This is a genomic window from Pectobacterium sp. IFB5596 (assembly GCF_021432585.1).
Taxonomy (GTDB): Bacteria; Pseudomonadota; Gammaproteobacteria; order Enterobacterales; family Enterobacteriaceae; genus Pectobacterium; species Pectobacterium punjabense.
Genome location: NZ_LXFY01000029.1, coordinates 89577 through 115417 on the forward strand (window position 1 = coordinate 89577; position 25841 = coordinate 115417).

Sequence of the window (25841 nt, forward strand, 5' to 3'; positions counted from 1 at the left end):
CAAAATGTATCGAAGGGCGGTCTTAATTAACCGTGGCGACGCGCGAAGTCAGCCATAAATTCAGTCAGCGCTTTCACACCTTCCAACGGCATAGCATTGTAGATAGAAGCGCGCATGCCGCCTACAACACGATGGCCTTTCAATGCGTGCAAGCCAGCAGCAACCGACTCTTCCAGAAAGACTTTATCCAGTGCAGAATCCGCCAGCAGGAATGGCACGTTCATACGAGAGCGATTCGCCACCGCGACGTCATTACGATAGAAGTCGCTACCGTCAATCGCGCTATACAGCAGATCGGCTTTCTCTTGGTTACGTTTTTCCATTTCAGCCAAGCCGCCATGCTCTTTCAGCCATTTAAAGACCATGCCGGACAAATACCAGGCAAAGGTCGGCGGCGTGTTAAACATGGAGTCATTGTCCGCCAGGATCTTGTAATCCAGAATCGATGGCAGCTCGCGGCGCGCTTTACCCAGCAAATCTTCACGCACGATAACCAACGTCAGACCGGCCGGGCCGATATTTTTCTGCGCGCCGGCGTAGATTACACCATAACGGCTGACATCAATGCGGCGGGACAGGATGCTGGAAGAATAGTCGGCAACCACAATTTTATCGCCGAAATCGGGTTCTTCTTCAATCGCAACGCCGTCAATCGTCTCATTTGGACAATAGTGTACAAACGCAGCGTCATCAGACAATTGCCATTCACGCATTGGCTTAACACCGCGCAAATCGCCTACACGCGTTTTCACGTCAATCACGTTAGGCGTGCAGTATTTTTCTGCCTCATTGATTGCGCTGTGAGCCCAATATCCACCGTCGATGTAGTCCGCCGTTGAACGCTCACCCAGAAGATTTAACGGCACTGCCGCAAACTGCGCACGAGCGCCGCCGTGGCAAAAGAGCACTTTGTAGTTGGAGGGGATTTTCAGCAAGTCACGCAGATCTTGTTCGGATTCAGCAGCAACCTGCATAAACTCTTTACTACGGTGGCTGATTTCCATGACCGATGTACCCAGGCCATTCCAATTACATAATTCCTGTTCAGCACGACGTAGTACTTCAACCGGCAGCATTGCTGGACCGGCGCTAAAATTAAAAATCTGAGTCATTTCCCCTCACCACACCTGAAAAATAGCGATTGTTTTTATCACCGTTGTTACAAATGTCATTTTTATAAACCTGCCGATTATAAAAACACCGCTGTTACACGATTGTAGTTATAACGGAACGACCGCCATAACCACACTACTTTTACCCTGCTATCGGTTTTATCACTCGTCCATCGCGGCTGCAACGCTTATTGCGCTTTCATCATGCAAAACGGCACGTTACTCAGCCTGTACTTTTTCACTGTTGCCGATCTGTTATGAATAAATAGAGTCCAGACAGAAAAATCCGTATCATGCCGCTTCCGCTAATCTCGACAAGAGTGAACACCATGACTCAAACGTTTATCCCAGGCAAAGACGCCGCCCTGGAAGATTCCATCGCCCGTTTTCAACAGCAACTCCAGGACCTGGGGTTTAACATCGAAGAAGCGTCATGGCTGAACCCGGTGCCAAACGTCTGGTCTGTCCATATCCGAGACCGCGATTGCCCACTTTGCTTTACTAACGGCAAAGGTGCCAGTAAGAAAGCGGCTCTGGCTTCTGCGTTAGGCGAGTATTTCGAACGTCTGTCCACCAACTATTTCTTTGCTGACTTCTACCTCGGCAAAACGATCGCTAACGATGATTTCGTTCATTATCCAAATGAAAAATGGTTCCCTATTCCAGAAGACGATGCCCTGCCGGAAGGGATTTTGGATGCCCGCCTGCACCAGTTCTACGATCCTGAACAGGAACTGAGCGCTAGCGATCTGATCGATCTGCAATCTGGCAATGTCGACAGAGGCATTTGCGCGCTGCCGTTTACCCGCCAGTCCGATCAGCAAACCGTCTATATTCCGATGAATATCATCGGTAACCTGTACGTCTCTAATGGGATGTCCGCAGGTAACACGGCCAACGAAGCCCGCGTTCAGGGGCTATCAGAAGTGTTTGAACGCAGTATCAAAAATCGCATCATTGCAGAATCCATCAGCCTGCCGGAAATTCCACAAGAGGTGCTAAACCGCTACCCAGGCGTGGTCGAAGCGATTGCGACACTGGAAAAAGAAGGCTTCCCGATTTTCTCTTACGATGCCTCGCTGGGCGGGAAATATCCGGTCATCTGCGTGGTGCTGTTTAACCCTGCTAACGGTACCTGTTTTGCCTCCTTCGGCGCGCACCCTGATTTCGGCGTGGCACTGGAACGTACCGTTACCGAACTGCTGCAAGGCCGCGGTTTGAAAGATCTGGATGTGTTTACTCCACCAACGTTTGATGATGAAGAAGTGGCCGAGCACGCGAATCTGGAAACCCACTTTATCGATTCCAGCGGTCTGATCTCCTGGGATATGTTCAAGAAAGAAGCAGATTATGAATTTGCCGACTGGAGCTTTAAAGGCTCAACGGAAGAAGAATTCGCCACGCTGATGGCGATCTTCAAGCAGGAAGATAAAGAAGTCTACATTGCTGACTATGAGCATCTGGCCGTTTATGCCTGCCGCATCATCGTACCTGGCATGTCAGACATCTACCCTGCCGACGATCTGCTGTTGGCTAATAACAGCATGGGCGCTCACCTGCGTGACACGCTGCTGGCACTGCCTGATAGCAAGTGGGAACAAGAAGACTATCTGGCCCTGTTGCAACAGTTGGATGACGAAGGGCTGGACGATTTCACCCGCGTACGCGAACTGCTTGGTATTGCCACTGGTAAAGATAACGGCTGGTTCACTCTGCGCGTTGGCGAATTGAAAGCGATGTTGGCACTGGCCGGCGGTGACCTGGATCAGGCGTTGACCTGGACAGAATGGACGCAGGATTTCAACGACTCCGTCTTCAGCGCACAGCGCAGCAATTACTATCGTTGCCTGCAAACCTTGCTGCTGCTGGCACTCGAGCCTGAGCGCGATCCCGCTGAATACTACGATGCCTTTACTAAAATGTACGGTCAGGAAACAGTTGATGTCGCCAGTGCCGCCGTTGCTGGAGAAGCGTGCTTCTACGGCCTGTTTGCCGTAGACGATACCTTTGCCTCTTTACCTGCACATCAGTCGTTGCTGGCTGCCTATGAAAAGCTGCAACAAGCTAAACGTCGTTATTGGCAGTCAAAATAATGTCTACGCGATACAGCCATCGTACAATTTTATATTGATGGCTACGCTCTGTTGTTAACAACCCTAATAGCCCTTTATTTTAAAGGGCTATTTTATTATCCAAGGGACAATAATTTATTATTCGTGATGCATAATCAGAATATTGTTATTGAATGGTGAATTTTTAATTAAATTACCTCGACAAGGTGGTACTGAAATTCTACAAAACATGATTTTTATTAACGCTAAATCGGTAGGTTTAACGTCTGTCATTCAACTCTTTTTGCAAAAATTAAAATATTTTTTTATCATAAAATTCAATAAATTAAGCATAAAATCACGGTATCCCCCCCTCCCCGCCGACCTGTTAATTTCTTGCAATATGATCCACGTCAAATTTTACCGTATACTGCTTTGTTAGTATCTCAACGCTGATAATTTTTAAGAGAGAGTTAGTGTGAAAGCTGACAACCCCTTCACTCTATTACTACCGGCCGCTATGGCAAAAGTTGCTGAAGACGCCGGAGTCTATAAAGCTACCAAACAACCGTGCACGACGTTTTATTTAGCGATCACTGCGGGTGTATTTATTTCGATCGCCTTCGTCTTTTATATTACGGCCACCACAGGGACAGCGACGATTCCTTTCGGTATCGCAAAATTGATCGGGGGCATTTGCTTCTCCCTTGGCCTTATGTTGGTTGTCGTCTGCGGCGCAGACCTGTTCACCTCAACCGTTCTCATCGTGATTGCCAAAGCCAGTGGACGTATCACTTGGAAACAACTAGCCTGTAACTGGGCTAATGTTTATGTCGGCAACCTGATTGGCGCGCTTTTCTTCGTTGGACTTATCTGGTTCTCGGGAGAGCATATGGTCGCAAACGGTGCGTGGGGTCTGAACGTTCTGCAAACAGCTGAACACAAACTTGAACATACATTCGTTGAAGCGCTGTGTCTGGGTATCCTGGCAAACCTGCTGGTCTGTCTGGCGGTGTGGATGAGTTATTCTGGCCGTACGCTTACCGATAAAATGTTTGCCATGATTCTGCCTGTCGCCATGTTCGTTTCCAGCGGTTTTGAGCACAGCATCGCCAACATGTTCATGATTCCTATGGGCATCGTTATCAAAAATTTTGCGGCCCCGGAATTCTGGAATGCCATTGGCATGGCGCCGTCTCAGTTTGAACATTTAACCGTTAGCCACTTCATTACCGATAACCTGATTCCCGTCACCCTAGGGAACATCATCGGCGGCGGCGTAATGGTCGGTTTAACATATTGGGTAATTTATTTGCGCGGTGGAGACAAGCACCACTAAGGTGCAATCGGCCGCAACGTCGGGTTTTAAGAAATCCATATCAAAGGTAGGTGTAAAATGACCGAGCTGAATGAAAAATTGGCCAATGCATGGCAAGGCTTTAGCAAAGGTGAATGGCAGGATAACGTCAACGTTCGTGACTTTATCCAGAAAAACTACACGCCGTATGAAGGTGATGAGTCTTTCCTGGCTGGCGCAACCAAAGCGACTTCAACGCTGTGGGACAGCGTCATGGAAGGCATCAAACAGGAAAACCGTACTCACGCCCCTGTTGATTTTGATACCCATGTTGCTGCGACTATCACGTCTCACGACGCGGGATACATCAACAAAGGTCTGGAAAAGATCGTTGGTCTTCAGACTGATGCGCCGTTGAAACGTGCGTTGATTCCGTTCGGCGGCATCAAAATGGTTGAAGGTTCATGTAAAGTTTATGGCCGTGAACTGGACCCTCAACTGAAAAAAATCTTCACTGAATATCGCAAAACGCACAACCAAGGCGTGTTCGATGTTTACACCCCAGATATCCTGCGTTGTCGTAAGTCTGGCGTTCTGACTGGTCTGCCAGATGCTTATGGCCGTGGCCGTATCATCGGTGACTATCGTCGCGTTGCGCTGTACGGTATCGACTATCTGATGAAAGACAAGTTTGCTCAGTTCACTTCTCTGCAAACTAAACTGGAAAACGGCGAAGATCTGGAAGCAACAATCCGTCTGCGTGAAGAAATTGCCGATCAGCACCATGCGCTGAGCCAAATTAAAGAAATGGCTGCTAAATATGGCTGTGACATTTCTGGCCCAGCCGCAACAGCTCAGGAAGCCGTTCAGTGGACTTACTTCGGTTACTTGGCTGCGGTTAAATCACAGAATGGTGCAGCGATGTCCTTCGGGCGTGTTTCCACCTTCCTGGATATCTACCTTGAGCGCGATCTGAAAGCGGGGAAAATCACGGAAGAAGAAGCTCAGGAAATGATTGACCACCTGGTCATGAAACTGCGTATGGTGCGTTTCCTGCGTACTCCTGAGTACGATGAGCTGTTCTCTGGTGACCCAATCTGGGCAACGGAATCTCTGGCTGGTATGGGTCTGGATGGCCGTACGCTGGTAAGTAAAACCAGCTTCCGCTTCCTGAACACCCTGTACACCATGGGGCCGTCTCCAGAGCCTAACATGACCATTCTGTGGTCTGAAAAACTGCCACAAAGCTTTAAAAACTATGCGGCTAAAGTCTCCATCGATACCTCTTCTCTGCAATACGAGAATGACGATCTGATGCGTCCTGACTTTAACAACGATGACTACGCGATTGCTTGTTGCGTAAGCCCGATGATCGTTGGCAAACAAATGCAGTTCTTCGGTGCTCGTGCAAACCTGGCGAAAACCATGCTGTACGCGATCAATGGCGGCGTGGACGAAAAACTGAAAATGCAGGTTGGTCCTAAATCAGAACCAATCAAAGGCGACGTTCTGAACTTCGACGAAGTGATGGATCGTATGGATCACTTCATGGATTGGCTGGCTAAGCAATATGTCACCGCGCTGAACGTCATCCACTACATGCATGACAAATACAGCTACGAAGCATCGCTGATGGCACTGCACGATCGTGACGTGTTCCGTACCATGGCGTGTGGTATCGCGGGTCTGTCTGTTGCTGCTGACTCCCTGTCTGCCATCAAATATGCCAAAGTTAAGCCGATTCGTGATGAAGATGGCCTGGCTATCGACTTTGATATCGAAGGCGAATATCCGCAATTCGGTAACAACGATGCTCGCGTAGATGAACTGGCTTGCGACCTGGTTGAACGTTTCATGAAGAAAATTCAGAAACTGAATACCTACCGTGGCGCAACCCCGACGCAGTCTGTTCTGACCATCACCTCTAACGTGGTATATGGTAAGAAAACAGGTAATACCCCAGACGGTCGCCGTGCAGGTGCACCATTCGGACCAGGTGCTAACCCAATGCACGGTCGTGACCAGAAAGGTGCTGTTGCGTCTCTGACTTCTGTTGCCAAACTGCCGTTTGCTTACGCGAAAGATGGTATTTCTTATACCTTCTCCATCGTACCTAACGCGTTGGGTAAAGACGATAACGTGCGTAAAGCTAACCTTGCAGGTCTGATGGATGGTTATTTCCATCATGAAGCCAGCATCGAAGGTGGCCAGCACTTAAACGTCAACGTCATGAACCGTGAAATGCTGCTTGATGCGATGGAAAACCCGGAAAAATATCCGCAGTTGACTATCCGTGTATCTGGCTATGCAGTGCGTTTCAACTCACTGACGAAAGAACAGCAGCAAGACGTTATTACCCGTACTTTCACACAGTCAATCTAATTTCCATGGCTGTCTGAAAAGGCGTAAAATAAAGGCTCCACGTCAGTGGGGCCTTTTTCTTACCCTTGCTTGTAGTTCAAATTGTTAGCCTGTTTTGCCAGCCAGCTATGCTGCCCCACTCTGTGGATGGCTTGCAAAACAGATTCGACGCAGCATCTGTCACACGGTGTTCTTCTGTCAGAAACGTCTGCCAGATCGATGCCAACTTTCTCATGACTGCGCTCATAAAGACCGCTATTGTCCGGTCAAATTTGGAGAAAACCTCGCAATGTCAGTAATCGGTCGCATCCACTCCTTTGAATCCTGCGGCACCGTCGATGGCCCAGGCATCCGTTTCATCATCTTCTTCCAGGGCTGCCTGATGCGCTGTCTGTATTGCCATAACCGTGATACCTGGGATACACACGGCGGCAAAGAAGTGACAGTGGAAGAACTCATGAAAGAAGTCGTGACTTATCGCCACTTTATGAATGCATCCGGCGGCGGCGTAACCGCATCAGGCGGTGAGGCCATACTGCAAGCCGAGTTTGTGCGCGACTGGTTCCGCGCCTGTAAGGCAGAAGGTATCAATACCTGTCTGGACACCAATGGGTTCGTGCGCCGTTACGACCCCGTTATTGACGAGCTATTGGACGTCAGCGATTTGGTGATGCTCGATTTAAAGCAAATGAACGATGATATACATCAGAATTTAGTTGGCGTATCGAATCATCGTACTCTGGACTTCGCTCGTTATCTGGCAAAACGTAACCAGCGTACCTGGATACGTTATGTGGTCGTGCCCGGCTGGTCTGACGACGACGCGTCCGCGCATAAACTGGGCGAGTTTACGAAGGATATGACGAACATCGAGAAAATTGAACTTCTGCCCTATCATGAGCTTGGTAAACACAAGTGGATCGCAATGGGCGAAGAGTACAAATTAGACGGTGTTAAACCGCCGAAGGCCGATACAATGGATCGCGTTAAATCAATTCTTGAAAGTTACGGTCACAAGGTCATCTACTAATCTCGGACGCTTTCTGCAAAAATAGCGCGCTCACGGCGCGCTATTTTCATTTCAGCAGACTAACATCACTAAATCGTTATGCGGTGCTAAGCCAGATTACCTGCCGCTTTGATTTTCACCTGTACCGCATTCCCTGGCAGATAGGCCAAAGGAATTTCCTGATAGTCGATAATTTCAACGCTGCCCGACATAGCGCCCGTCTCTTCAGCCAGACAAATAGTTTGCTGCTGCAATTCGCTTTTTACCTTTTCACGATCGTGATCTGGCATTTTAACCACACGCTCGATCTGCGCCCCAACCTTCCCTAACGCAACACCCACCGCATTTGCCGCATCGAAGTTCAGCGGACGCACAACCTGGCTGATGCCAGATAAAACCTCAGGCAACAAAATACTTCCACCACCAACAAGCACTGCGGGAATAGCCGCGCTTGACGATTTGATCCGATCAATAGCACTTTCCACTTTATCAATCATCTGACGATAAGCTTGCTGGCAAAGTATTTTATCCAACTCAGGCAACGGGTGAGAAAGCGCTGATGTCCATCGCTCACGATGAAGTTGCAGCATAATATCGCTGAGCGTTAACGTTTCCCCGCCGAAACTGACGCCCTGTTCAAGAAGACGATAGCCAACGCTGTCAGGCCCAAGGGTGAGCGTCCCATCCTGAGACTGCCGCACACAGGTTCCGCCACCAATGCCGATAGAAATAATGTCTGGCATTCTGAAATTCGTCCGTACATCGCCGATTTCAACAGCAATTGCCGATTCACGCGGGAAGCCATTCACCAAGACGCCAATATCCGTTGTTGTGCCGCCGACATCGATAATCAGCGCATTATCCAATCCCGAAAGGTGGCATGCCCCGCGAATCGAGTTCGTTGGCCCACAGGCCATCGTCAAAATGGGATATTGCTTCACCATGCTCTCGGACATCAATGTGCCATCATTTTGCCCGAAGAACGGCGTAGCGTTAATCCCGTGCCGAACTAGCGCTTGCGTAAAGCCGTTAACAAAGCGGTTCGCAGTACTTTGCAACGATGCATTCAGGATGGTCGCGTTTTCCCTTTCCAGTAACCCCGTACTGCCTATCCGGTGAGATAACGACAAGGAGACATCCGGTAATACTGCATTCACCCACTGGGCAACCTGCAATTCCTGCTCGCTATTTACTGGAGAAAATACGCCACAGATCGCCACGCTATCGACATGCCCGCGCATCTTGTCACAAACCGCGAGTACTTCATTGTGTAGTACAGGATGGATCTCTCGGCCATCAAACTCATAGCCGCCATGAATCTGGTAGAAATGTTCGCCTAATGTCTTTTGCCACTCGTCATCCCAGCCAAACAGCGGTGGGACGCTATCGCTACTTGGCAGGCTCAGGCGCAATAATCCGACACGATCCAGCCCTTTCCGCTCAACAATCGCATTGGTACATTGGGTTGTGCCCAACATCGCATAGAGAATATGCTGCGGCGCGATGCCAGACTTAGCCAATACCTCAGCAATCGCCCGCTCTATACCACTGTAGATATCCAGGCTGGTAGGACATTTGGCCGTCGCAACACAGTGCAGATTCGCATCTAAAATTGCCGCATCCGTGTTGGTGCCGCCGACATCAATCCCGAGCCGGTAATCATTTTTATGTAACATCGGGAAAGCCTCAGCGATTTGCAAGCTGTTCTATCGGCACATACTGCACCGGATAACCAAAATACCCCGGCCCCGCAACGTCAATCCCTTTCGGCGTTCGCCATTTGTCATTGCACGGATAGGCAATAACATCGACTCGTTGCCCATAACGTAAATGTTCCGTGATGATCGGACGTCCGGTTTCACTATCTACTATGGAGATTAAATCAGGCACGACGGCCAGCAAATTATCCTGCGTAGGTTCTGCCGTCTGTGAAGAACGATAAGCCAGCAAGAGCTCATTCTGGAAAAGCACCGTAAACGATTCGCCTTTGTCGCTCCCCATGCCATCCAGCACTACTTTACCTCGAGCAAAGCCGCCGGTTGTGCGCCGAGCAACATCAACAATCTTTCCTGATGCAACGATATGACCATTCAACACGGTGAGCAGAGACTGTACCGGATGGCTACCCGACTGATGAGACTCCCGCAATGTTTTCCCGATATTCTGCGCTAGTGTCAGCGTCCCTTTAATCGCGCTACGCTTGAGTTCGTGCCCACGGAGCGGATAATCACACATCGCACAGGCGGCCCCCATCTGTTCTGTAATGGCTCTGGCTAACCGTTCAGACCACACACCATCAATCGGATTAAGGATAACCGAGTTACCTTTCTCATCAGCCAGCGTATTGGGTGCCGAAGGTAAACCATCAAGGAAAAAGGTCACCATCTGTGCTTCGGGGAAGGCTCTCCCCATTGCGTCACAATCAATAACCGGCAGCCCTTTTTTAGCCGCAACGACAAACGGCATTAGCGAGTTAATGCCGCCAACCTCGATTGGAAATGTTGCGGATATAGGTCGCTCAAGTACCTTCTCCATCGCATCAAATGCCTGAACAAATTGGTTCGCTGACATTATTTTTTCTACAACAACCGTCGTTGCACCTATCATGCTACAAGGCACAAACACATCGTCATCGTTGATTTCATCTAAACTGAATATAGATACTGTCGTCGCCGTCTTTAATGCATATTTTGCCATTAAGGAACCGACATACGGATCGCCGCCGCCTCCAGTACCAAGAACAGCAGCCCCTAGTGCTATATCATCAATTGCTTGTTCATTAATATAACGAGACATACCCTATCCAAGATCTCGTGTTATCTGCGTAACACGTTCAATCTGCCAATTGAGGAAAAATTTTATGTATGCCGATATAAATCACCATACTCACAATTACGCCATCCAAGGCAGAGATTGAGCTTATCGTAAATAAATCGAAAAAATCTGGGGAGGTTAACAGGCTCACAATACTGCCAAGTGACCAAGATATAGCCGCCGCCACATTCAAGAATGATGCTTCTGATACATTTTTCTGCAAGCGCGAGGACTTAATAAAATAATATTCGACAAGATAGACACCCGCGATAGGGGAAATCAATACGCCGAGCAATGACAAGAATTGAGTAAAATTATTAATCATGCCGTTATACGCTAACAGCAACCCAACAATAGCCATTAACACAACCAATATTGGCCGTGATAGCGCTCGAATAACAACGGATAATCCCAGTGAGGCAGAAACAAGGTTGGTACTGTTTGTGGTCCACTGAGCAAAAATAAGCACCACAATAGCGGACATACCCAAACCAATACTGAAGAACACTTCCACCAAATCCTCTGTACCCACCAAGTGAGTCAGAATTAATGCAACGACTATCGTTGAACTATTACCTAAAAAGAAGCCTAGCCCTGCACCAAGAAGCGCATCTTTACGAGTTTTAGCATAGCGAGCAATATCCGGCGACATTACTGCCGAGACTATCCAGATAGAGACAACATAGGAAATCGCGCTCCCCATGCTAATTGGCGCTTTAATTATCTGAATAGGTATTTCAGGGTGGTTATTGGCCGCCAGAACCAGACCTGTAATTATCAATATCAACATGAGCGGGACACTGAATATACTCAGTTTCCCCAATGCCCTGACTCCCCAAATAGCAGTAGAGGTCATTAGCACCATACCAAAGACTAAAATAAGAAAACGACCTGGTTCAAATTGATAATGTAGGAGTGCCTTTTGCAGCATTACACCAAAGAAATCGAGTTGAAAGGCAAACCAACCAATCAATGAGACAGCGGAGAAAACACCGATGATTTTTCCACCAAGGCGTCCAAAAACGGAAATACTGAGTAAGGTTGTTGATAATCCACTGCCGTAGCCGACATTAGCACATAATGCTGCCAGCACGCCTAAAAAGGCAGATCCGATAAGTGTGGCACTGACGGCATGAGAAAAAGGTAACCCGCCACTTAAGAAAGCACCGAGGAAAAGACCCGATATATCAATTCCCATTGCCAGCCATATTAAGGCAATGACATACCAACTTTTTCTGGCTTCGGCAGGCACAGGTTCATATTCGTAATCATAGATTTGCCGACCCTGTGGTTGTTTTTCAGGCACAGCATTCCCTTGAGACATAACCCCTCCATCAAATAAACAGCAAATAATTATTTTAGCGTTCTGATATTTTATAGAGGTTGTCTGACGACGTATAGAACAATGGTGTCGCCAGCAAGCTAACAACACCATTATGCTTATAAGAGACCCTGATGTGACGCATAAAACCACACTTTTTTGTGGCGACCACATCAATGATGTGGCGTGACAACAAGATAAATGGGTTTCATATCGATTAATACAGATATATTTTGATGTTAACATTCAGATATGTAATGTATGCGAAGGAAATGCTATGCGCTTAGATAAGCTGGAGATTCGCTGGTTAAAACTTTTTTGTAAAATCGTTGAAAAGCAAGGGATTACTAATGCACAGGTGGCAACGGGTTTAAGCCAGCCAGTCCTTAGCCACTACTTGTCTCGCCTTGAAGACACGCTTGGGCTTGTTTTGTGTGAACGTGGACGTGGAGGATTTGCTCTCACAACGGAAGGCGAGGTGGTCTATCAGGAAGCCAAATCCGTTATTGCTACATTGGATGATTTTGCAAATAGATTAGCCAGGATAAAACATCAACTCATTGGCGAAGCTCGTATTGGTTGCCTGGATAACACCGTCACTCACCCAGCTAAAGTTATCTCCAACGCGATTGGGCAGTTGTACATTCAGAGCCCTGACGTCGCCGTTGAGTTGGAAATAGGTGATTACACCCCGCTGATGGAACGTTTAAAAAATGGGCATATCGATATTATTCTTAGCGTCTTGCCGGATGATGTTCCAGCAGATATTTATTTCCAACCTGTTTTTGTCGAGAAAAGCTATTTTTATTCCGCGTCGGAAAATGCGGCAAGGATAGAACAAGAGTGGCAAGATGGGACACTTAATCCGAACAGATTACTGATTGGTGGCCACGCACTGCACGAAATTAGTAAACAGCTAGGCCCAGTAGCAAAGAAAGGTCTGCAAAATACAGCATGGAACGTAGAAGGCAGTTTATTACTCTTGTTAGCGGGCACACATGTTGGTTTTCTTCCCGACCACTACGCAGCCAAATGGGTTGAAAATGGGCAGCTTACAGCCATTTCACCAGAAAAACTCGGGCTAACCAGCATATTTTATCTGGTGCGAAACGCAAAACAGCGCCTTAGCCCAGTAGCCGAAGCGCTATGGAATAACATGGTTGAAGCAGGACAAAGCTCACTAGCCAGCCTCGAAACCGCTAATTCAGGCGGCAGCTAATGGCGTTGGATGGTGGTTGACTTTTCTGAGCAACAGCATCAAGTAGATCATAGCAATGACCGCGATCAGTACAAACAGCAATCGATCGGAGTAACTCTGCATCAATACCGCAGCAACGCTTGGCCCACAAAGGCTGCCAAGCGTGTAGCTGAGGAGCAACGCTTGATTCATTGCCACAAGTTCATCAGGGCTCACTTTTTCACATGCCCACGACATAGCAACGGGGTACAGCGTAAATCCTGCGCATCCCAGCAGGAACAGTGACGGAGCCATGGCATAGTGGCTGATACTTAGCATGGCAATACAACCGATAATCACCACAAAAACCAGCACCCGAAGAACCAACAATCGGCCATAACGATCCGCCATGCGCCCAATAGGCCATTGGCCGATGATACCTGAGCTGATCAACAGCGCCATCCAGTATCCAACCTGCGCATCATTCATTCCCTGATGGGAGAGGTACAGCGGCATCAAACCGTACAACGAACCTAGAATTGCGCCGGAAATAATACAGCCGTGTACGCCTAAACGCGCACTGCGATATGTCAGCATTTTCCACATATTGACAGGTTTTTCGTGCTGTTCTGGTGGAGTCGGGAGATGAGTAAACAGCAATGGCAATACGGCTAAAATAACTAATGCAGCCATCCACGGCAGCACGCTCAATAATGACGTAGGCAACACACCAAGCAGCAGTTGCCCAATCACACTACCAAGGTAATAAGCGATCATATAAGCAGCCAGCAGTTGACCCCTCTGCGTCGATGTTCCGCTACACAGCAAGGCACTTTCGACCACAACCCAGATCAATGCACAGCCTACCCCAGCAAGAAAACGCCAGAATAACCAGTTGCCAATATCCGTAGAAATACCAAGCCCGACAATCGCAACGCCAAATAATAAAGCTGCGAGATAATAGCTGCGGTTAAACCCATAAAGTTTGATTAATTTACCGGCTAATAGCGTTCCAACCAGATTGCCACCGAAATAGGATGAACCAACCAGACCCACCTGCCAGACGGGCAGAGCCTGATAACTTAACCAAAGTGGAACTAAAGTATTTAATACCGCAATACAAACCGTCAGCAGCAGAAGTCCGCAGAGCAATAACAGCACTGGGCGGGAATAAGCAGACATAGCGAAGTGGATAACCAAACAACCGGAGAAGAGTGAGCGCATCATGACACTGCGTATATAAAAGTCAATCCGGGCAAAAAGTGCTAAAAGTCCTTTCCCAAATTATGGATTGAAAGTATTCATCAACGTCCACAGAAATACCGCTACGCTTGAAAACAGAAAGAATTTACTCGATTGATTTTAAATCAGTTTTAACTTTAAAATTAAGTCGTACAGGTTGTTTAAGATAGAGAAGCTATTTTTACGATGAAAAAATATTACCGAACCGGAGGCGTAAAAAAAGCGCCTTTAAACGGGCGCTTTTTTCAGGTCATCGGCGATTAACCAATAAATTCCAGCCCGCCCATATACGGACGCAGCACTTCAGGAATCTCAATACGGCCATCAGCCTGCTGGTAGTTTTCCAGAACCGCCACCAGCGTACGGCCAACTGCCAGACCAGAACCGTTCAACGTATGAACCAATCGGGTCTTCTTGTCGGACTTGCTACGGCAGCGAGTCTGCATACGACGCGCCTGGAAATCCCAACAGTTTGAACAAGAAGAGATTTCACGGTACGTGTCCTGCGCCGGCAACCAGACTTCCAGATCGTAAGTTTTGGTGGAGCCAAAACCCATATCACCCGTACACAGCAAGACCTTACGATAAGGTAATTTCAGCAGTTGCAGCACGGTTTCAGCATGAGTCGTCAATTCTTCCAACGCCTGCATGGAATCTTCAGGGCGGACGATTTGTACCAGTTCAACCTTGTCAAACTGGTGCATACGAATCAACCCACGCGTATCGCGGCCATACGACCCCGCTTCAGAACGGAAACACGGCGTGTGTGCGGTCATTTTCAATGGCAAGGATTCTTCATCGAGAATCTCGTCACGCACCAGGTTCGTCAGCGGAACTTCAGCCGTCGGGATCAGCGCATATTGGCTGCTTTCTGCTTCTTCGCTTAAAGGGTTGGTGTGGAACAGATCTTCGCCAAATTTAGGCAACTGACCCGTACCGTATAACGTGGCATGGTTTACCAGGTAAGGCACATACGCTTCCTGATAACCGTGCTGCTGCGTATGTAAATCCAGCATGAACTGGGAAAGTGCACGATGCAGACGAGCGATCTGTCCTTTCATCACCACAAAACGCGCACCGGTTAATTTCACCGCGGCGGCAAAATCCAGTCCGGCAGCCATCTCGCCGAGTTCGACATGATCGCGCACGGGGAAATCATATTTACGTGGCTCACCCCAGCGGGTAACTTCCTGATTTTGCGAGTCATCTTTACCAAGCGGTACTGCGTCGTCTGGCAGGTTCGGGATCGTTAACGCCAGATCGCGAATTTCATTCTGCAACTGATCCAGCTCTGCCTTCGCAGCATCCAGTTTTTCGCCTAGTGTGTTAACTTCACGACGCAAAGGCTCGATATCTTCACCGCGTGCTTTCGCTGCACCAATCTCTTTCGATCGGGAGTTACGCACTGCCTGCAGGTTTTCGGTTTCTACCTGCAATACTTTACGACGTTCTTCCTGCTTACGCAGGGTCTCAACATCCAGCTTAAAGCCTCTGCGAGCCAGTAACTTTTCGGCGACTGCGTCTAGCTCATTACGCAGTAAATTGGGATCGAGCATGCTAATCCTGTGCTTATGATTATCAAATGAAATGATGGCGAACACGGCGCGCTAGGCGCGCCTGCTTCAGAAAATACCTTGATAACCTTACCGCAACGCTTAGTTCAACGGTAGCGTTTTGTCGGGCTATTTTGATCCTGAGTCGCAAGCCAGGCGAGCTTTTCACCAATTTTGCCCTCAAGGCCGCGCGAGGTAGGCGCATAATAGTGCGTATCCGCCATTTCAGGCGGAAAGTAGCTCTCACCCGCCGCATAGGCATTAGGTTCATTGTGCGCGTATCGATACTCAGCCCCTAAACCCATTTCTTTCATCAGCCGAGTCGGTGCATTGCGCAAATGTTCGGGGACATCATAGTCAGGTTTATCGCGAGCATCCTGCATTGCCGCTTTGAAAGCGCTGTATACCGCGTTACTTTTAGGGGCGCAGGCCAGATAAACGATAGCCTGTGCAATCGCACGCTCCCCCTCTGCCGGACCAACGCGGGTGAAACAATCCCAGGCAGAGATCGCCACTTGCATCGCACGCGGATCGGCATTGCCGACATCTTCAGAGGCAATCGCCAGCAGTCGTCGCGCAACATACAGCGGATCGCCGCCAGCGGTAATGATTCGCGCGTACCAATAAAGTGCTGCATCCGGCGCAGAGCCTCTCACCGATTTATGCAAAGCCGAAATCAGGTCGTAATAGCGATCGCCCTTGTTATCAAAACGGGCACTGCGTTCACCTGCGATTTCATTGAGGAGAGCCGGCGTCAGGACACGCATACCCTGCGCATCAATCTCTGCCATGTCCGCCATCATTTCCAGACTATTCAGCGCACGTCGGGCATCCCCATTGACCAACTCTGCCAGCATTCGACCCGTTTCAGCAGGCAGCACAATATTCTGCTCACCATATCCGCGCTCGCGGTCACTCATCGCCTGTAATAACACCTGTTCGATATCTTCTGCCGTTAATGCTTTTAGCAGATAGACGCGGGCGCGCGATAACAAGGCAGAATTGAGTTCAAAAGAAGGGTTTTCCGTTGTCGCGCCAATGAAGGTGATCGTTCCATCTTCGATATGTGGCAGAAACGCATCCTGCTGGCTTTTGTTGAAACGATGAACTTCATCGACAAACAGGATAGTGCGGCGACCCGCATTACGATTTTGCCGAGCGCGTTCAATCGCTTCACGAATTTCTTTGATGCCGGACGTTACGGCAGAAATACGCTCGACATCCGCCTGCCCGTAATGCCCAATTAATTCTGCCAGCGTCGTTTTTCCCGTTCCTGGCGGCCCCCAAAGAATCATTGAGTGCAACTGCCCTGCCTCAATGGCTCGTGGCAGTGGTTTACCAACACCTAACAGGTGCTGTTGACCGATATACTGCGCCAATGTTGCTGGCCGCATACGCGCGGCCAGCGGTTGGAATTCATTATGGGAAAAATCAAGTGACAGGTTACTCACGCTGGCCTCACTGACGCTGATCGTCCAGCGTGACGCCTTTCGGTGGCGTAAACGTAAACCGAGCGGCATTAACAGCGCCGTTTTGCTGATTTTTCAGCACATAGGTACTGCGTTGCCCATCTTGTTCCGTCGCGGTAAATTGTTTGATCGTGCCGTTTGTCGTCACATTAATCGCGAACTGCTTTAGATTGCCGCTGGCTGACTTCGGCGTAAGTTCGAAATCATCGCCTTTCTGAAGCACATCGTATTTATCCCAGTCGCTGGTATCGTTACGCGTAATCAGGATGAACGGCGTGTTGCCTGTTGCATCTTTCAACCAGGTTGCCGTGACCTGCTCAACAAACGGATTGTAAAACCAGAGTGTTTTTCCGTCAGAAATCAATGCGCTTTCATCGGGTGATGTTGTTTTCCAGTTAAATAAGTTAGGGCGTTTTAACCACAGTTCACCTTCTCCTTCCTGCACCGCTGCGCCATCCGCGCTGGTGACGGTCTGGCTGAAGTTTGCGTGGAAACTGTTTACTTTATTAAGGCGCCCCTGCAAATCTTTTGCTGCGTCCGCATAGACAGCGGTTGACGTCATTCCCGTAATCAGGCAACTGATAGCTAACCACTTTTTCATACGCATAATCCTTTGAATTTCCTGATATAACAGGCCTTGTCTATCAAGGCCAAACGCTTAATGTTGCGTCGATGTTCTTTGTAGATCACGGTTACTTGTGAAGCACTGTGATTTATGAATCTATGTTATCTGAACCCACTCGGACAGTGATAGGTGAATTATCTGCTTATTAGCGCTTTTACGCTTCTTTGCATAAGGGCTGCACACGCAGCCCTTATGATGGAGTGATGTCAACGGATACCGTGTTGTTATTCCATTGATGGTGGCGCCAGTACCTCACGGTTACCATTATGTCCAGGAGAACTGACGATGCCCTGCGCTTCCATTTGCTCAACAATTCGCGCAGCGCGGTTATAGCCAATTCGGAACTGACGCTGTACGCCGGAAATGGATGCGCGGCGCTTATCGACCACAAACTCTACCGCCTGATCGAACAGTGGATCGAGTTCTTCATCGCCATCAAGGCCGAGGCTTCCACCTTCTCCATCATCGCCACCGCTGACGATATTATCGATATATTGAGGGCGACCCCGCGCTTTCCAGTCTTGGACCACGGCATGCACTTCCTCATCGCGTACAAAAGCGCCATGCACGCGGACGGGAATCGAGGAGTTAGGGGCCATATACAGCATATCTCCCATACCCAAGAGCGATTCAGCGCCCCCTTGATCGAGGATAGTCCGTGAATCGATCTTGCTGGAAACGGTAAACGCGATACGCGTCGGAATGTTCGCTTTGATAAGCCCGGTGATCACATCAACTGAAGGACGTTGCGTCGCCAGTACCAGGTGAATACCCGCAGCTCGCGCTTTTTGTGCCAGTCGAGCAATCAGTTCTTCAACCTTCTTACCTACCGCCATCATCAGGTCGGCAAATTCATCGACCATGACAACAATATATGGCAGCTTTTCGAGCACTGGTGGTGTCATATCCATACTGTCGCCCGGCTTCCAGAACGGATCGGGAATCGGACGTCCCATCGCATTTGCCGTCATGACCCGCTCGTTGTATCCCGCCAAATTACGCACGCCAAGCGCCGACATCAGCTTGTAGCGGCGCTCCATTTCGCCAACACACCAACGTAACGCATTTGCGGCATCCTTCATGTCGGTTACGACTTCCGTCAGCAAATGTGGAATGCCTTCGTACACCGAGAGCTCAAGCATTTTGGGGTCGATCATGATAAAGCGCACGTCTTCCGGCGTGGCTTTATACAACATACTGATGATCATGGCATTGACGCCGACCGACTTACCCGACCCTGTGGTACCGGCAACCAACAGGTGCGGCATTTTCGCCAGGTCGGCAACCACGGGTTCACCCGCGATATCTTTCCCCAAGACGATCGACAACGGCGAAGGATTATCCCGGAACGCGTCACAGTCCAGCACTTCTCGCAGATAAACGGTCTGGCGATGCGCATTCGGCAATTCCAGCCCGACATACGGCCTACCGGGAATCACCTCAACAATACGCACCGCGACAACCGATAATGAACGAGCCAAATCGCGTGATAGATTCGAAATGCGCGCGGCTTTAACACCCGGAGCCAAGTCTAGTTCAAAGCGCGTGATAACCGGCCCTGGAGAGTGGTCAACGACATCCGCTTTTACCCGGAAATCAGCCAGACGCGCTTCAATCAATCGAGCGGTTTGTTCCAACGCGAAATTATCAACAGGTGCTTCACTTGCCGGTGGAGGGGTCAACAAGTCCAACGTTGGCAGTGGCGTAGTTGGCTTCTGCAACGGTTGTTCGTTACGCATCAGGAACGGATGAATCAGGCCATCCATTGCCGGATGATGCGCTGGCGCCGCCGCATTTTCCTGTTTTACAGCCTCAACAGGCGCTGACGGCGGTTGCACAGGCTGGCCAAACATCAGCGGAGCGTGCTCATCGTCGTCGTCCTCATCTTCACCAGCATGCATCGGCGGAAGCGCGGGTTCTGGGCGATAAGACGGCGGTGAATACGGGGACTCACTAAAAACATGCGGTTCAGATTCGCGCTCATTCTCTACACTAAACGGCGAAAACGAAAAGGCGTTATGTGGTGCCACGGGTGTTGGACGAACCGACTCACTGCCCGCAGGCGATACTGTCGGTACAGGCGTTATCTCATCAGGCTGTGACGCGCGGGCGTCATAACGAGCCTGCTGCTGTGCAGCGAAATCGCTGGCTAGCTGCGCTTGTAGGAGTGCGTCTTCATCGTCTTCCTGTAACGGATACTCGTCGCCATAACGCTGACGCTGCTGCTCCAAATACGCTTGTTGTAACGCATTTTCTTGCAGGGCGATATCATCCGGTGTCTCTTCCTGATACACGTCGTTCGTCAATTCCGTCTCTGCGCTATTGCTCTGAGCCTGTAACCTTGCTTGTTCTTCGGCCAGCCGCTGCGACGGTAGTTTTATTCCATATGACGCCAGTTCGCGGCGAGTAGGAATCCGTACCGGATTAGGGCGCGGCAGCTCCGGCCCTACACCGCGTTTAATCTGCGGGTTATCATCCGCATCAGCACTAAACGCCGGCATAAAGGTGTTATTCGCGTTGAAATCGGTATCGCGTGCAGATTGTGCTGGCTCAGCAAACGGTTGAATCACTGATGGCGTTACGATCGGCGGTACAACATGATTCTCGTAAGCATTCCCGTAAGGAATAGACGCACTGCCATGGGGGTCTGGCGTCGTTATAGGCGGTTCAGGAACCTCAAACGAATACAGCGTCGGCGTCGAGTCGCTCTCAGAGGGGACAATTGGCGACACCGTGCCAGACAATGGTGCGTCAGACAATGCTGCCGCGGGCCTTTCTGCTGAGAGTATCGGTTGTGTAGCGGCTGGCACGTTTTCCGTTGAAGGTGATACCTCTTCTATCGTGCGATCTGCCATCGTATCGTGTACGGCATTAGCAACAGAAGGTGCAGAAAACAGGACGTCATCGTCATCACGCAGTTGTGTTGTCGCCTCATCTGATGCGTCATCGTGATGCAGGTTAAGCACATCGCTCTCATCCTCTTCACGATCGTTTTCTTCACGATACTCTTCATCGCGACGTGAACGGTTTGACATGAACGTCAGACAGCCCAACACTCCAGCGCCAATTTTTTCGGCAATGGTTAACCATGACCAGCCAGTAAACAGCGTTAGCCCAGCCCCCCACACGCACAACAGAACCAGCGTCGCGCCCATGCTGTTAAAACGCGGGATCATTGAGCTGCTCAACAGGCTTCCCAATACGCCACCGGAAGCAAAATAGTAGAGATCGTCAATGTTCAGCGCAGCCAGACCACAAGAAGTCAGGATTAGCGCCAACGTTCCAATCAGACGAAGCGAAAAAGTAAAATATTCAATAGATTGATGGTTATCACGCTGACGGAAAGCCGCCCAGCACAGGGATAGCATGATCGGCGGAATAGCATAGGCTAGAACGCCAAAAATAAAGAACAGCGTATCGGCCAACCAGGCACCCGCCACACCACCAAGGTTATGGATAGGTTCATGCCACGCAGTTTGCGACCAACTGGGATCGGAAGGGCTGAAACTGAGCAATGCGACACTGAGATAAACCGCAAAAAGTGCCACAACGATTAAAATCGCTTCAAGCAAACGACGTGTTCCACTGAGTTTTTTCAGGGTAACGTCTTTATCTTCTGTATATTCCTGGCTCAAGAGTCTCTCCAGGGGCCTGTAAGGTTTATGACAAAGCGCCGAGAAAACCCGGCGCTGGGACTGTATAAATTCACAGGAGTGTAGCTGAATTTATCGGGTTTTGCACCCACGCGTTTATCGAGTCTTAATGACCAGACGGTTACTTTGCTTCACTTCTTCCATCACCACGTATGTACGGGTGTCGTTTACACCCGGCAGACGCAGCAGCGTTTCGCCCAGGAGTTTACGGTAAGCGGACATGTCCGGAACTCGCGTTTTCAACAGGTAGTCAAAATCGCCGGAAACCAGATGGCATTCCTGAATCTCTTCCAACTTCTGCACCGCAGAATTAAACTGTTCAAACACATCAGGCGCACCACGGTTTAGCGTTATTTCAACAAAAACCAGCAGTGACGCATCCAGATAATGCGGGTTTAGCAGCGCTGTGTAGCCATTAATGAAACCCTGTCTTTCCAGACGGCGCACACGCTCCAGACACGGTGTCGGCGACAGCCCAACACGTTTGGAAAGCTCGACATTGGAAATACGCCCATCTTTTTGCAATTCGTTCAGGATGTTACGATCAATACGATCGAGATCTTTTCCTGGTCGCTTTTTAGTGTCTACCATTATTATTGTCTCTCTTCACTTTTCCCTGCCCCCGCTTTACCCCGATAGACCTCATGTATCAGAGTTACCCTTAAAGAAGACACGCTGCTTATTTTGTCTATCAACAGTCATTAACTTCCCGTTCTCGCCCCACGTATTACTAACCAACGAAGAAGGCCATCACGTCATATCCGTGGCCTAAAGGCCTGCCTGCGCAAAAACGAATAAAAAGCCGAGCTTTTAACTGTTCACATACAAAAAATTTCCTCTTACCCAGATGTTTTCGCAAATGCACAGCCGATTGTCAAAGTAAAACAACGAAAATCAGAAGAAACTGCCAGATTCGATAAGCCAGAGCCATCTTCCGAGGTGGGTTCAATCATTTTACTTATGAATGTGGCTGATTTTTCAGCAATTTATTATCTCCATCGCCATTAACGATTAAACAAATAGCTAGCAACTTTTCTGCATACTTTTTTTACTCTTGTAATTTCCTTACAATCGTTCTCATTGTTCGTGGTAGATATGTTCGTCGTTAAAGAAACGAGTTGGTCGTAAAGGCTGGTTATATGAACATCATTCGCCGTCATGAAATGAGGAAAGCATGGGTACCGTTAAACATCACAAGTTATTGATTCTGGGCTCAGGCCCAGCTGGCTACACTGCCGCAGTGTATGCTGCACGCGCGAATTTACAGCCAGTATTAATCACGGGTATGGAAAAAGGCGGTCAGTTGACGACCACGACTGAAGTTGAAAATTGGCCAGGCGACGCCGACGATTTAACCGGCCCGCTGTTGATGGAGCGTATGCACGCACATGCGACCAAGTTCAATACCGACGTGATTTTTGATCATATTGAACGTGTTGATTTGCAGAACCGTCCATTCCGTCTATTTGGCGATAGCGACGAATACACCTGTGATGCACTGATCATCGCTACGGGCGCATCGGCTCGCTACCTTGGCCTGCCGTCTGAAGAAGCGTTTAAAGGCAAAGGCGTTTCCGCCTGTGCAACCTGTGATGGGTTCTTCTATCGGAATCAGAAAGTTGCCGTCGTTGGCGGCGGGAATACCGCCGTAGAAGAAGCACTGTATTTGTCTAATATCGCTGCGGAAGTGCATTTGATTCACCGTCGCGAGACGTTCCGTTCAGAAAAGATTCTGATCGACCGTCTGATGGACAAAGTTAAAAACGGCAACATCATCCTGCATACTAACCGTACGCTGGACGAAGTGCTGGGTGATGATATGGGCGTAACCGGCGTGCGTATCCGCGATACACAGAGCGACGCGGCAGAAGAGCTTGAGTTGGCTGGCGTGTTTATCGCTATCGGCCACAGCCCGAATACCGCCGTGTTTGGCGACCAACTGGCACTGGAAAACGGTTATATCAAAGTGCAATCCGGTATTCATGGCAACGCGACACAAACCAGCATTCCTGGCGTCTTTGCCGCAGGCGACGTGATGGATCACATTTACCGTCAAGCCATTACCTCGGCCGGTACAGGCTGTATGGCTGCGCTGGATGCTGAACGTTACCTGGATGGGCTCACCATCAGCAAATAGTACGATGCGGGAACGGAGCGGCAGCAGCCGTTCCGTTTTCTTCCTTCCGATTTGCCTGCCGCAACACAAAAATTGATCGTCTCACCGATTTCACCTCTCCTTTTCGTTTTCAGCGCGTCCCTGTCGCGGTAACATGACGACATTCTGCATGATAGAAGATAATTTTGTTACCTAACAGTTACATAAGCGTTATTTTCTGTTAAGTCTACTTCTGCAACATAACGAACTGGTGCCCGATGAAAAAAACCAGACAGCAAGAACTAACCGCTTGGCTGAAACAGCAAAGTAAGCTGGCACAACGTTGGTTACGGCTTTCACTGCTGCTCGGATTCCTGAGCGGCGCGCTAATCGTCGCACAAGCCTGGCTCTTAGCCACTCTGCTCCACGCTTTGATCATCGAGCATGCCCCCCGAGAATCCCTGTTCTCTCCTTTCCTTCTGCTGATCGCCACCTTTATTCTGCGTGCGCTTAATAGCCTGTTACGCGAGCGTGTCGGCTTTCTTTGCGGGCAAGCGGTTCGACAGCATATTCGTAAGCTGGTACTGGATCGATTACAGCAGCTCGGCCCGGCCTGGGTTCAGGGTAAACCCGCGGGTAGTTGGGCAACGATGATTCTTGAGCAGGTGGATGATATGCAGGACTATTACGCCCGCTATCTACCGCAAATGTATCTTGCCGCGCTGATCCCGCAGCTTATTTTGATCACCCTCTTTCCGATCAACTGGGCCGCAGGGCTGATTCTGTTTCTCACCGCACCGCTCATCCCTTTGTTTATGGCATTGGTCGGTATGGGCGCAGCGGATGCCAACCGGCGTAACTTTCTGGCGTTGGCTCGCCTAAGCGGACACTTCCTCGATCGCCTGCGCGGAATGGAAACGCTACGCCTGTTTCATCGCGGCCAGGCTGAAACCGAACAAATCCGCCATGCCTCCGAAGATTTCCGTAGCCGTACCATGGAAGTGCTGCGCATGGCATTTCTCTCCTCGGGCGTGCTGGAATTTTTCGCCTCCATTTCTATCGCAGTTGTCGCCGTCTATTTCGGTTTCTCTTATCTCGGAGAACTCGATTTTGGTCATTATGGAATGGGCGTGACGCTCTTCGCCGGTTTTCTCGTCCTTATTTTGGCACCGGAATTCTTTCAACCTTTACGCGATCTCGGCACCTTTTACCATGCCAAAGCTCAAGCTATTGGCGCAGCGGAATCCCTGGTAACCTTTTTAGCCGAGGAAGGCGAATCAGTAGGCTTTGGCACATATAAATTCAGCAGCGATACCGCCATTGCTGTCCGCGCTGAAGATCTGGTTGTCCTCGCCCCCAATGGCACGCCGTTAACCCAACCGTTAACATTCGATATCCGCGCAGGCGAACGTATCGCGTTAGTCGGTATCAGCGGAGCAGGAAAAAGTTCTCTGCTTAATGCGCTATTAGGGTTCCTGCCCTATCGCGGTTCATTAACCGTCAATGGCAAAGCACTCAACTCACTTACGTCTGAATCGTGGCGGAAACAGTTGAGCTGGGTCGGGCAAAATCCCCATTTACCAGAACCAACGCTGCGCAGCAATATTCTGCTGGGTAATCCGCAGGCCAGTCCTTTGGAATTGCAATATGCGATTGAACACGCGTATGTACAGGAATTTTTGCCGCAACTCCCACAGGGTCTGGAAACAACGCTCGGTGATGGCGCTGCCCGCTTGTCCGTCGGGCAGGCGCAACGCGTCGCCGTTGCCCGTGCCCTTATCCACCCTTGCAACTTATTACTGCTGGATGAGCCATCAGCCAGCCTTGATGCCCACAGCGAGGAGTTGGTTATGAGCGCGCTGAACGCAGCAGCACGTTCTCAGACCACGCTACTGGTCACGCATCAGCTCAACGATATCACCGACTATGACGCAATTTGGGTGATGGAAGAAGGTCGACTGGTTCAGCAGGGGGATTATCAAACACTTCGCGCCGAGGCAGGCCCCTTCGCGGCACTGCTGGCACAACGACAGGGGGCGCTGTAATGGCTCAGATAAAAACG

At 49.6% G+C, this 25841-nt stretch carries 17 protein-coding genes; 7 read left to right on the forward strand and 10 right to left on the reverse strand.

Features of this window, described 5'->3' with window-relative positions:
- Window positions 1–26: 26 nt before the first annotated feature.
- Window positions 27–1112 carry a 3-phosphoserine/phosphohydroxythreonine transaminase gene (gene serC / locus A6301_RS16600; RefSeq protein ID WP_205542197.1) on the reverse strand — a complete coding sequence of 362 codons (1086 nt, stop codon included), beginning with the start codon at window positions 1110–1112 and terminating at the stop codon, window positions 27–29.
- 329 nt (window positions 1113–1441) lie between these two features.
- On the opposite strand from serC, the gene ycaO reads away from it, so the two are divergent.
- The 4 genes from ycaO to pflA all read left to right on the forward strand — a co-directional run bounded on the left by ycaO (window position 1442) and on the right by pflA (window position 7851).
- Window positions 1442–3205, forward strand: a complete 1764-nt coding sequence (gene ycaO, locus A6301_RS16605) for a 30S ribosomal protein S12 methylthiotransferase accessory factor YcaO (protein WP_234258290.1) — start codon at window positions 1442–1444, stop codon at window positions 3203–3205.
- A gap of 436 nt (window positions 3206–3641) precedes the next feature.
- Window positions 3642–4502, forward strand: coding sequence for a formate transporter FocA (gene focA / locus A6301_RS16610; protein ID WP_107169749.1), 861 nt, complete (start codon window positions 3642–3644; stop codon window positions 4500–4502).
- Between the two features lie 57 nt (window positions 4503–4559).
- The gene (gene pflB / locus A6301_RS16615) at window positions 4560–6842 is read left to right on the forward strand and encodes a formate C-acetyltransferase (RefSeq protein ID WP_205542193.1); all 2283 of its coding nucleotides are present in this window, start codon (window positions 4560–4562) and stop codon (window positions 6840–6842) included.
- 268 nt (window positions 6843–7110) lie between these two features.
- A complete protein-coding gene (pflA, locus tag A6301_RS16620) occupies window positions 7111–7851 on the forward strand; it encodes a pyruvate formate lyase 1-activating protein (protein ID WP_005967552.1) in 741 nt (246 codons plus the stop codon).
- Between the two features lie 86 nt (window positions 7852–7937).
- On the opposite strand, the gene A6301_RS16625 is transcribed toward pflA, so the two are convergent.
- From A6301_RS16625 to A6301_RS16635, 3 genes are read right to left on the reverse strand one after another with little or no spacing between them, the layout of a single operon-like run.
- A complete protein-coding gene (locus A6301_RS16625; RefSeq protein ID WP_234258291.1) occupies window positions 7938–9506 on the reverse strand; it encodes a hydantoinase/oxoprolinase family protein in 1569 nt (522 codons plus the stop codon).
- A gap of 10 nt (window positions 9507–9516) precedes the next feature.
- Window positions 9517–10626, reverse strand: a complete 1110-nt coding sequence (locus A6301_RS16630; protein ID WP_205542190.1) for a DUF917 domain-containing protein — start codon at window positions 10624–10626, stop codon at window positions 9517–9519.
- Between the two features lie 37 nt (window positions 10627–10663).
- Window positions 10664–11968, reverse strand: a complete 1305-nt coding sequence (locus tag A6301_RS16635) for a cytosine permease (RefSeq protein ID WP_234258292.1) — start codon at window positions 11966–11968, stop codon at window positions 10664–10666.
- 274 nt (window positions 11969–12242) lie between these two features.
- On the opposite strand from A6301_RS16635, the gene A6301_RS16640 reads away from it, so the two are divergent.
- Window positions 12243–13184, forward strand: coding sequence for a LysR family transcriptional regulator (locus A6301_RS16640; protein WP_107169754.1), 942 nt, complete (start codon window positions 12243–12245; stop codon window positions 13182–13184).
- Here A6301_RS16640 and A6301_RS16645 read toward each other — a convergent pair.
- The 6 genes from A6301_RS16645 to lrp form a co-directional block, all read right to left on the reverse strand.
- Entirely contained in the window at window positions 13170–14324 is a 1155-nt protein-coding gene (locus A6301_RS16645; protein WP_234258390.1) for an MFS transporter, read from the reverse strand. The two genes, A6301_RS16640 and A6301_RS16645, sit on opposite strands and share 15 nt — an antisense overlap.
- A 320-nt stretch (window positions 14325–14644) precedes the next feature.
- A complete protein-coding gene (gene serS / locus A6301_RS16650; RefSeq protein ID WP_215482482.1) occupies window positions 14645–15940 on the reverse strand; it encodes a serine--tRNA ligase in 1296 nt (431 codons plus the stop codon).
- A gap of 104 nt (window positions 15941–16044) precedes the next feature.
- The gene (locus A6301_RS16655) at window positions 16045–17388 is read right to left on the reverse strand and encodes a replication-associated recombination protein A (protein WP_205543332.1); all 1344 of its coding nucleotides are present in this window, start codon (window positions 17386–17388) and stop codon (window positions 16045–16047) included.
- A gap of 7 nt (window positions 17389–17395) precedes the next feature.
- The gene (gene lolA, locus A6301_RS16660) at window positions 17396–18007 is read right to left on the reverse strand and encodes an outer membrane lipoprotein chaperone LolA (protein WP_137740443.1); all 612 of its coding nucleotides are present in this window, start codon (window positions 18005–18007) and stop codon (window positions 17396–17398) included.
- A gap of 248 nt (window positions 18008–18255) precedes the next feature.
- Window positions 18256–21666 (reverse strand): DNA translocase FtsK 4TM domain-containing protein, encoded by a 3411-nt coding sequence (locus tag A6301_RS16665; RefSeq protein WP_215482483.1) that lies wholly within the window; start codon window positions 21664–21666, stop codon window positions 18256–18258.
- A gap of 114 nt (window positions 21667–21780) precedes the next feature.
- Window positions 21781–22275, reverse strand: coding sequence for a leucine-responsive transcriptional regulator Lrp (gene lrp, locus A6301_RS16670; protein WP_005967536.1), 495 nt, complete (start codon window positions 22273–22275; stop codon window positions 21781–21783).
- 583 nt (window positions 22276–22858) lie between these two features.
- On the opposite strand from lrp, the gene trxB reads away from it, so the two are divergent.
- Together trxB and cydD are read left to right on the forward strand one after the other, a co-directional pair.
- Complete coding sequence (trxB, locus tag A6301_RS16675) at window positions 22859–23821, forward strand: thioredoxin-disulfide reductase (protein WP_205542182.1); 963 nt, start codon at window positions 22859–22861, stop codon at window positions 23819–23821.
- A 236-nt stretch (window positions 23822–24057) separates the two neighbouring features.
- Window positions 24058–25824, forward strand: a complete 1767-nt coding sequence (gene cydD, locus A6301_RS16680) for a cysteine/glutathione ABC transporter permease/ATP-binding protein CydD (protein WP_234258293.1) — start codon at window positions 24058–24060, stop codon at window positions 25822–25824.
- The last annotated feature ends 17 nt before the right edge of the window (window positions 25825–25841 follow it).

Excerpts from the sequence above, each read along its gene's own strand:
- pflA (WP_005967552.1), top strand. The coding sequence starts at position 7,111 with ATGTCAGTAATCGGTCGCATCCACTCCTTTGAATCCTGCGGCACCGTC.
- lolA (WP_137740443.1), bottom strand. The coding sequence starts at position 18,007 with ATGAAAAAGTGGTTAGCTATCAGTTGCCTGATTACGGGAATGACGTCA.
- pflB (WP_205542193.1), top strand. The coding sequence starts at position 4,560 with ATGACCGAGCTGAATGAAAAATTGGCCAATGCATGGCAAGGCTTTAGC.
- cydD (WP_234258293.1), top strand. The coding sequence starts at position 24,058 with ATGAAAAAAACCAGACAGCAAGAACTAACCGCTTGGCTGAAACAGCAA.
- trxB (WP_205542182.1), top strand. The coding sequence starts at position 22,859 with ATGGGTACCGTTAAACATCACAAGTTATTGATTCTGGGCTCAGGCCCA.
- A6301_RS16640 (WP_107169754.1), top strand. The coding sequence starts at position 12,243 with ATGCGCTTAGATAAGCTGGAGATTCGCTGGTTAAAACTTTTTTGTAAA.
- serC (WP_205542197.1), bottom strand. The coding sequence starts at position 1,112 with ATGACTCAGATTTTTAATTTTAGCGCCGGTCCAGCAATGCTGCCGGTT.
- ycaO (WP_234258290.1), top strand. The coding sequence starts at position 1,442 with ATGACTCAAACGTTTATCCCAGGCAAAGACGCCGCCCTGGAAGATTCC.
- A6301_RS16630 (WP_205542190.1), bottom strand. The coding sequence starts at position 10,626 with ATGTCTCGTTATATTAATGAACAAGCAATTGATGATATAGCACTAGGG.
- A6301_RS16645 (WP_234258390.1), bottom strand. The coding sequence starts at position 14,324 with ATGTCTGCTTATTCCCGCCCAGTGCTGTTATTGCTCTGCGGACTTCTG.
- serS (WP_215482482.1), bottom strand. The coding sequence starts at position 15,940 with ATGCTCGATCCCAATTTACTGCGTAATGAGCTAGACGCAGTCGCCGAA.
- lrp (WP_005967536.1), bottom strand. The coding sequence starts at position 22,275 with ATGGTAGACACTAAAAAGCGACCAGGAAAAGATCTCGATCGTATTGAT.
- A6301_RS16625 (WP_234258291.1), bottom strand. The coding sequence starts at position 9,506 with ATGTTACATAAAAATGATTACCGGCTCGGGATTGATGTCGGCGGCACC.
- A6301_RS16635 (WP_234258292.1), bottom strand. The coding sequence starts at position 11,968 with ATGTCTCAAGGGAATGCTGTGCCTGAAAAACAACCACAGGGTCGGCAA.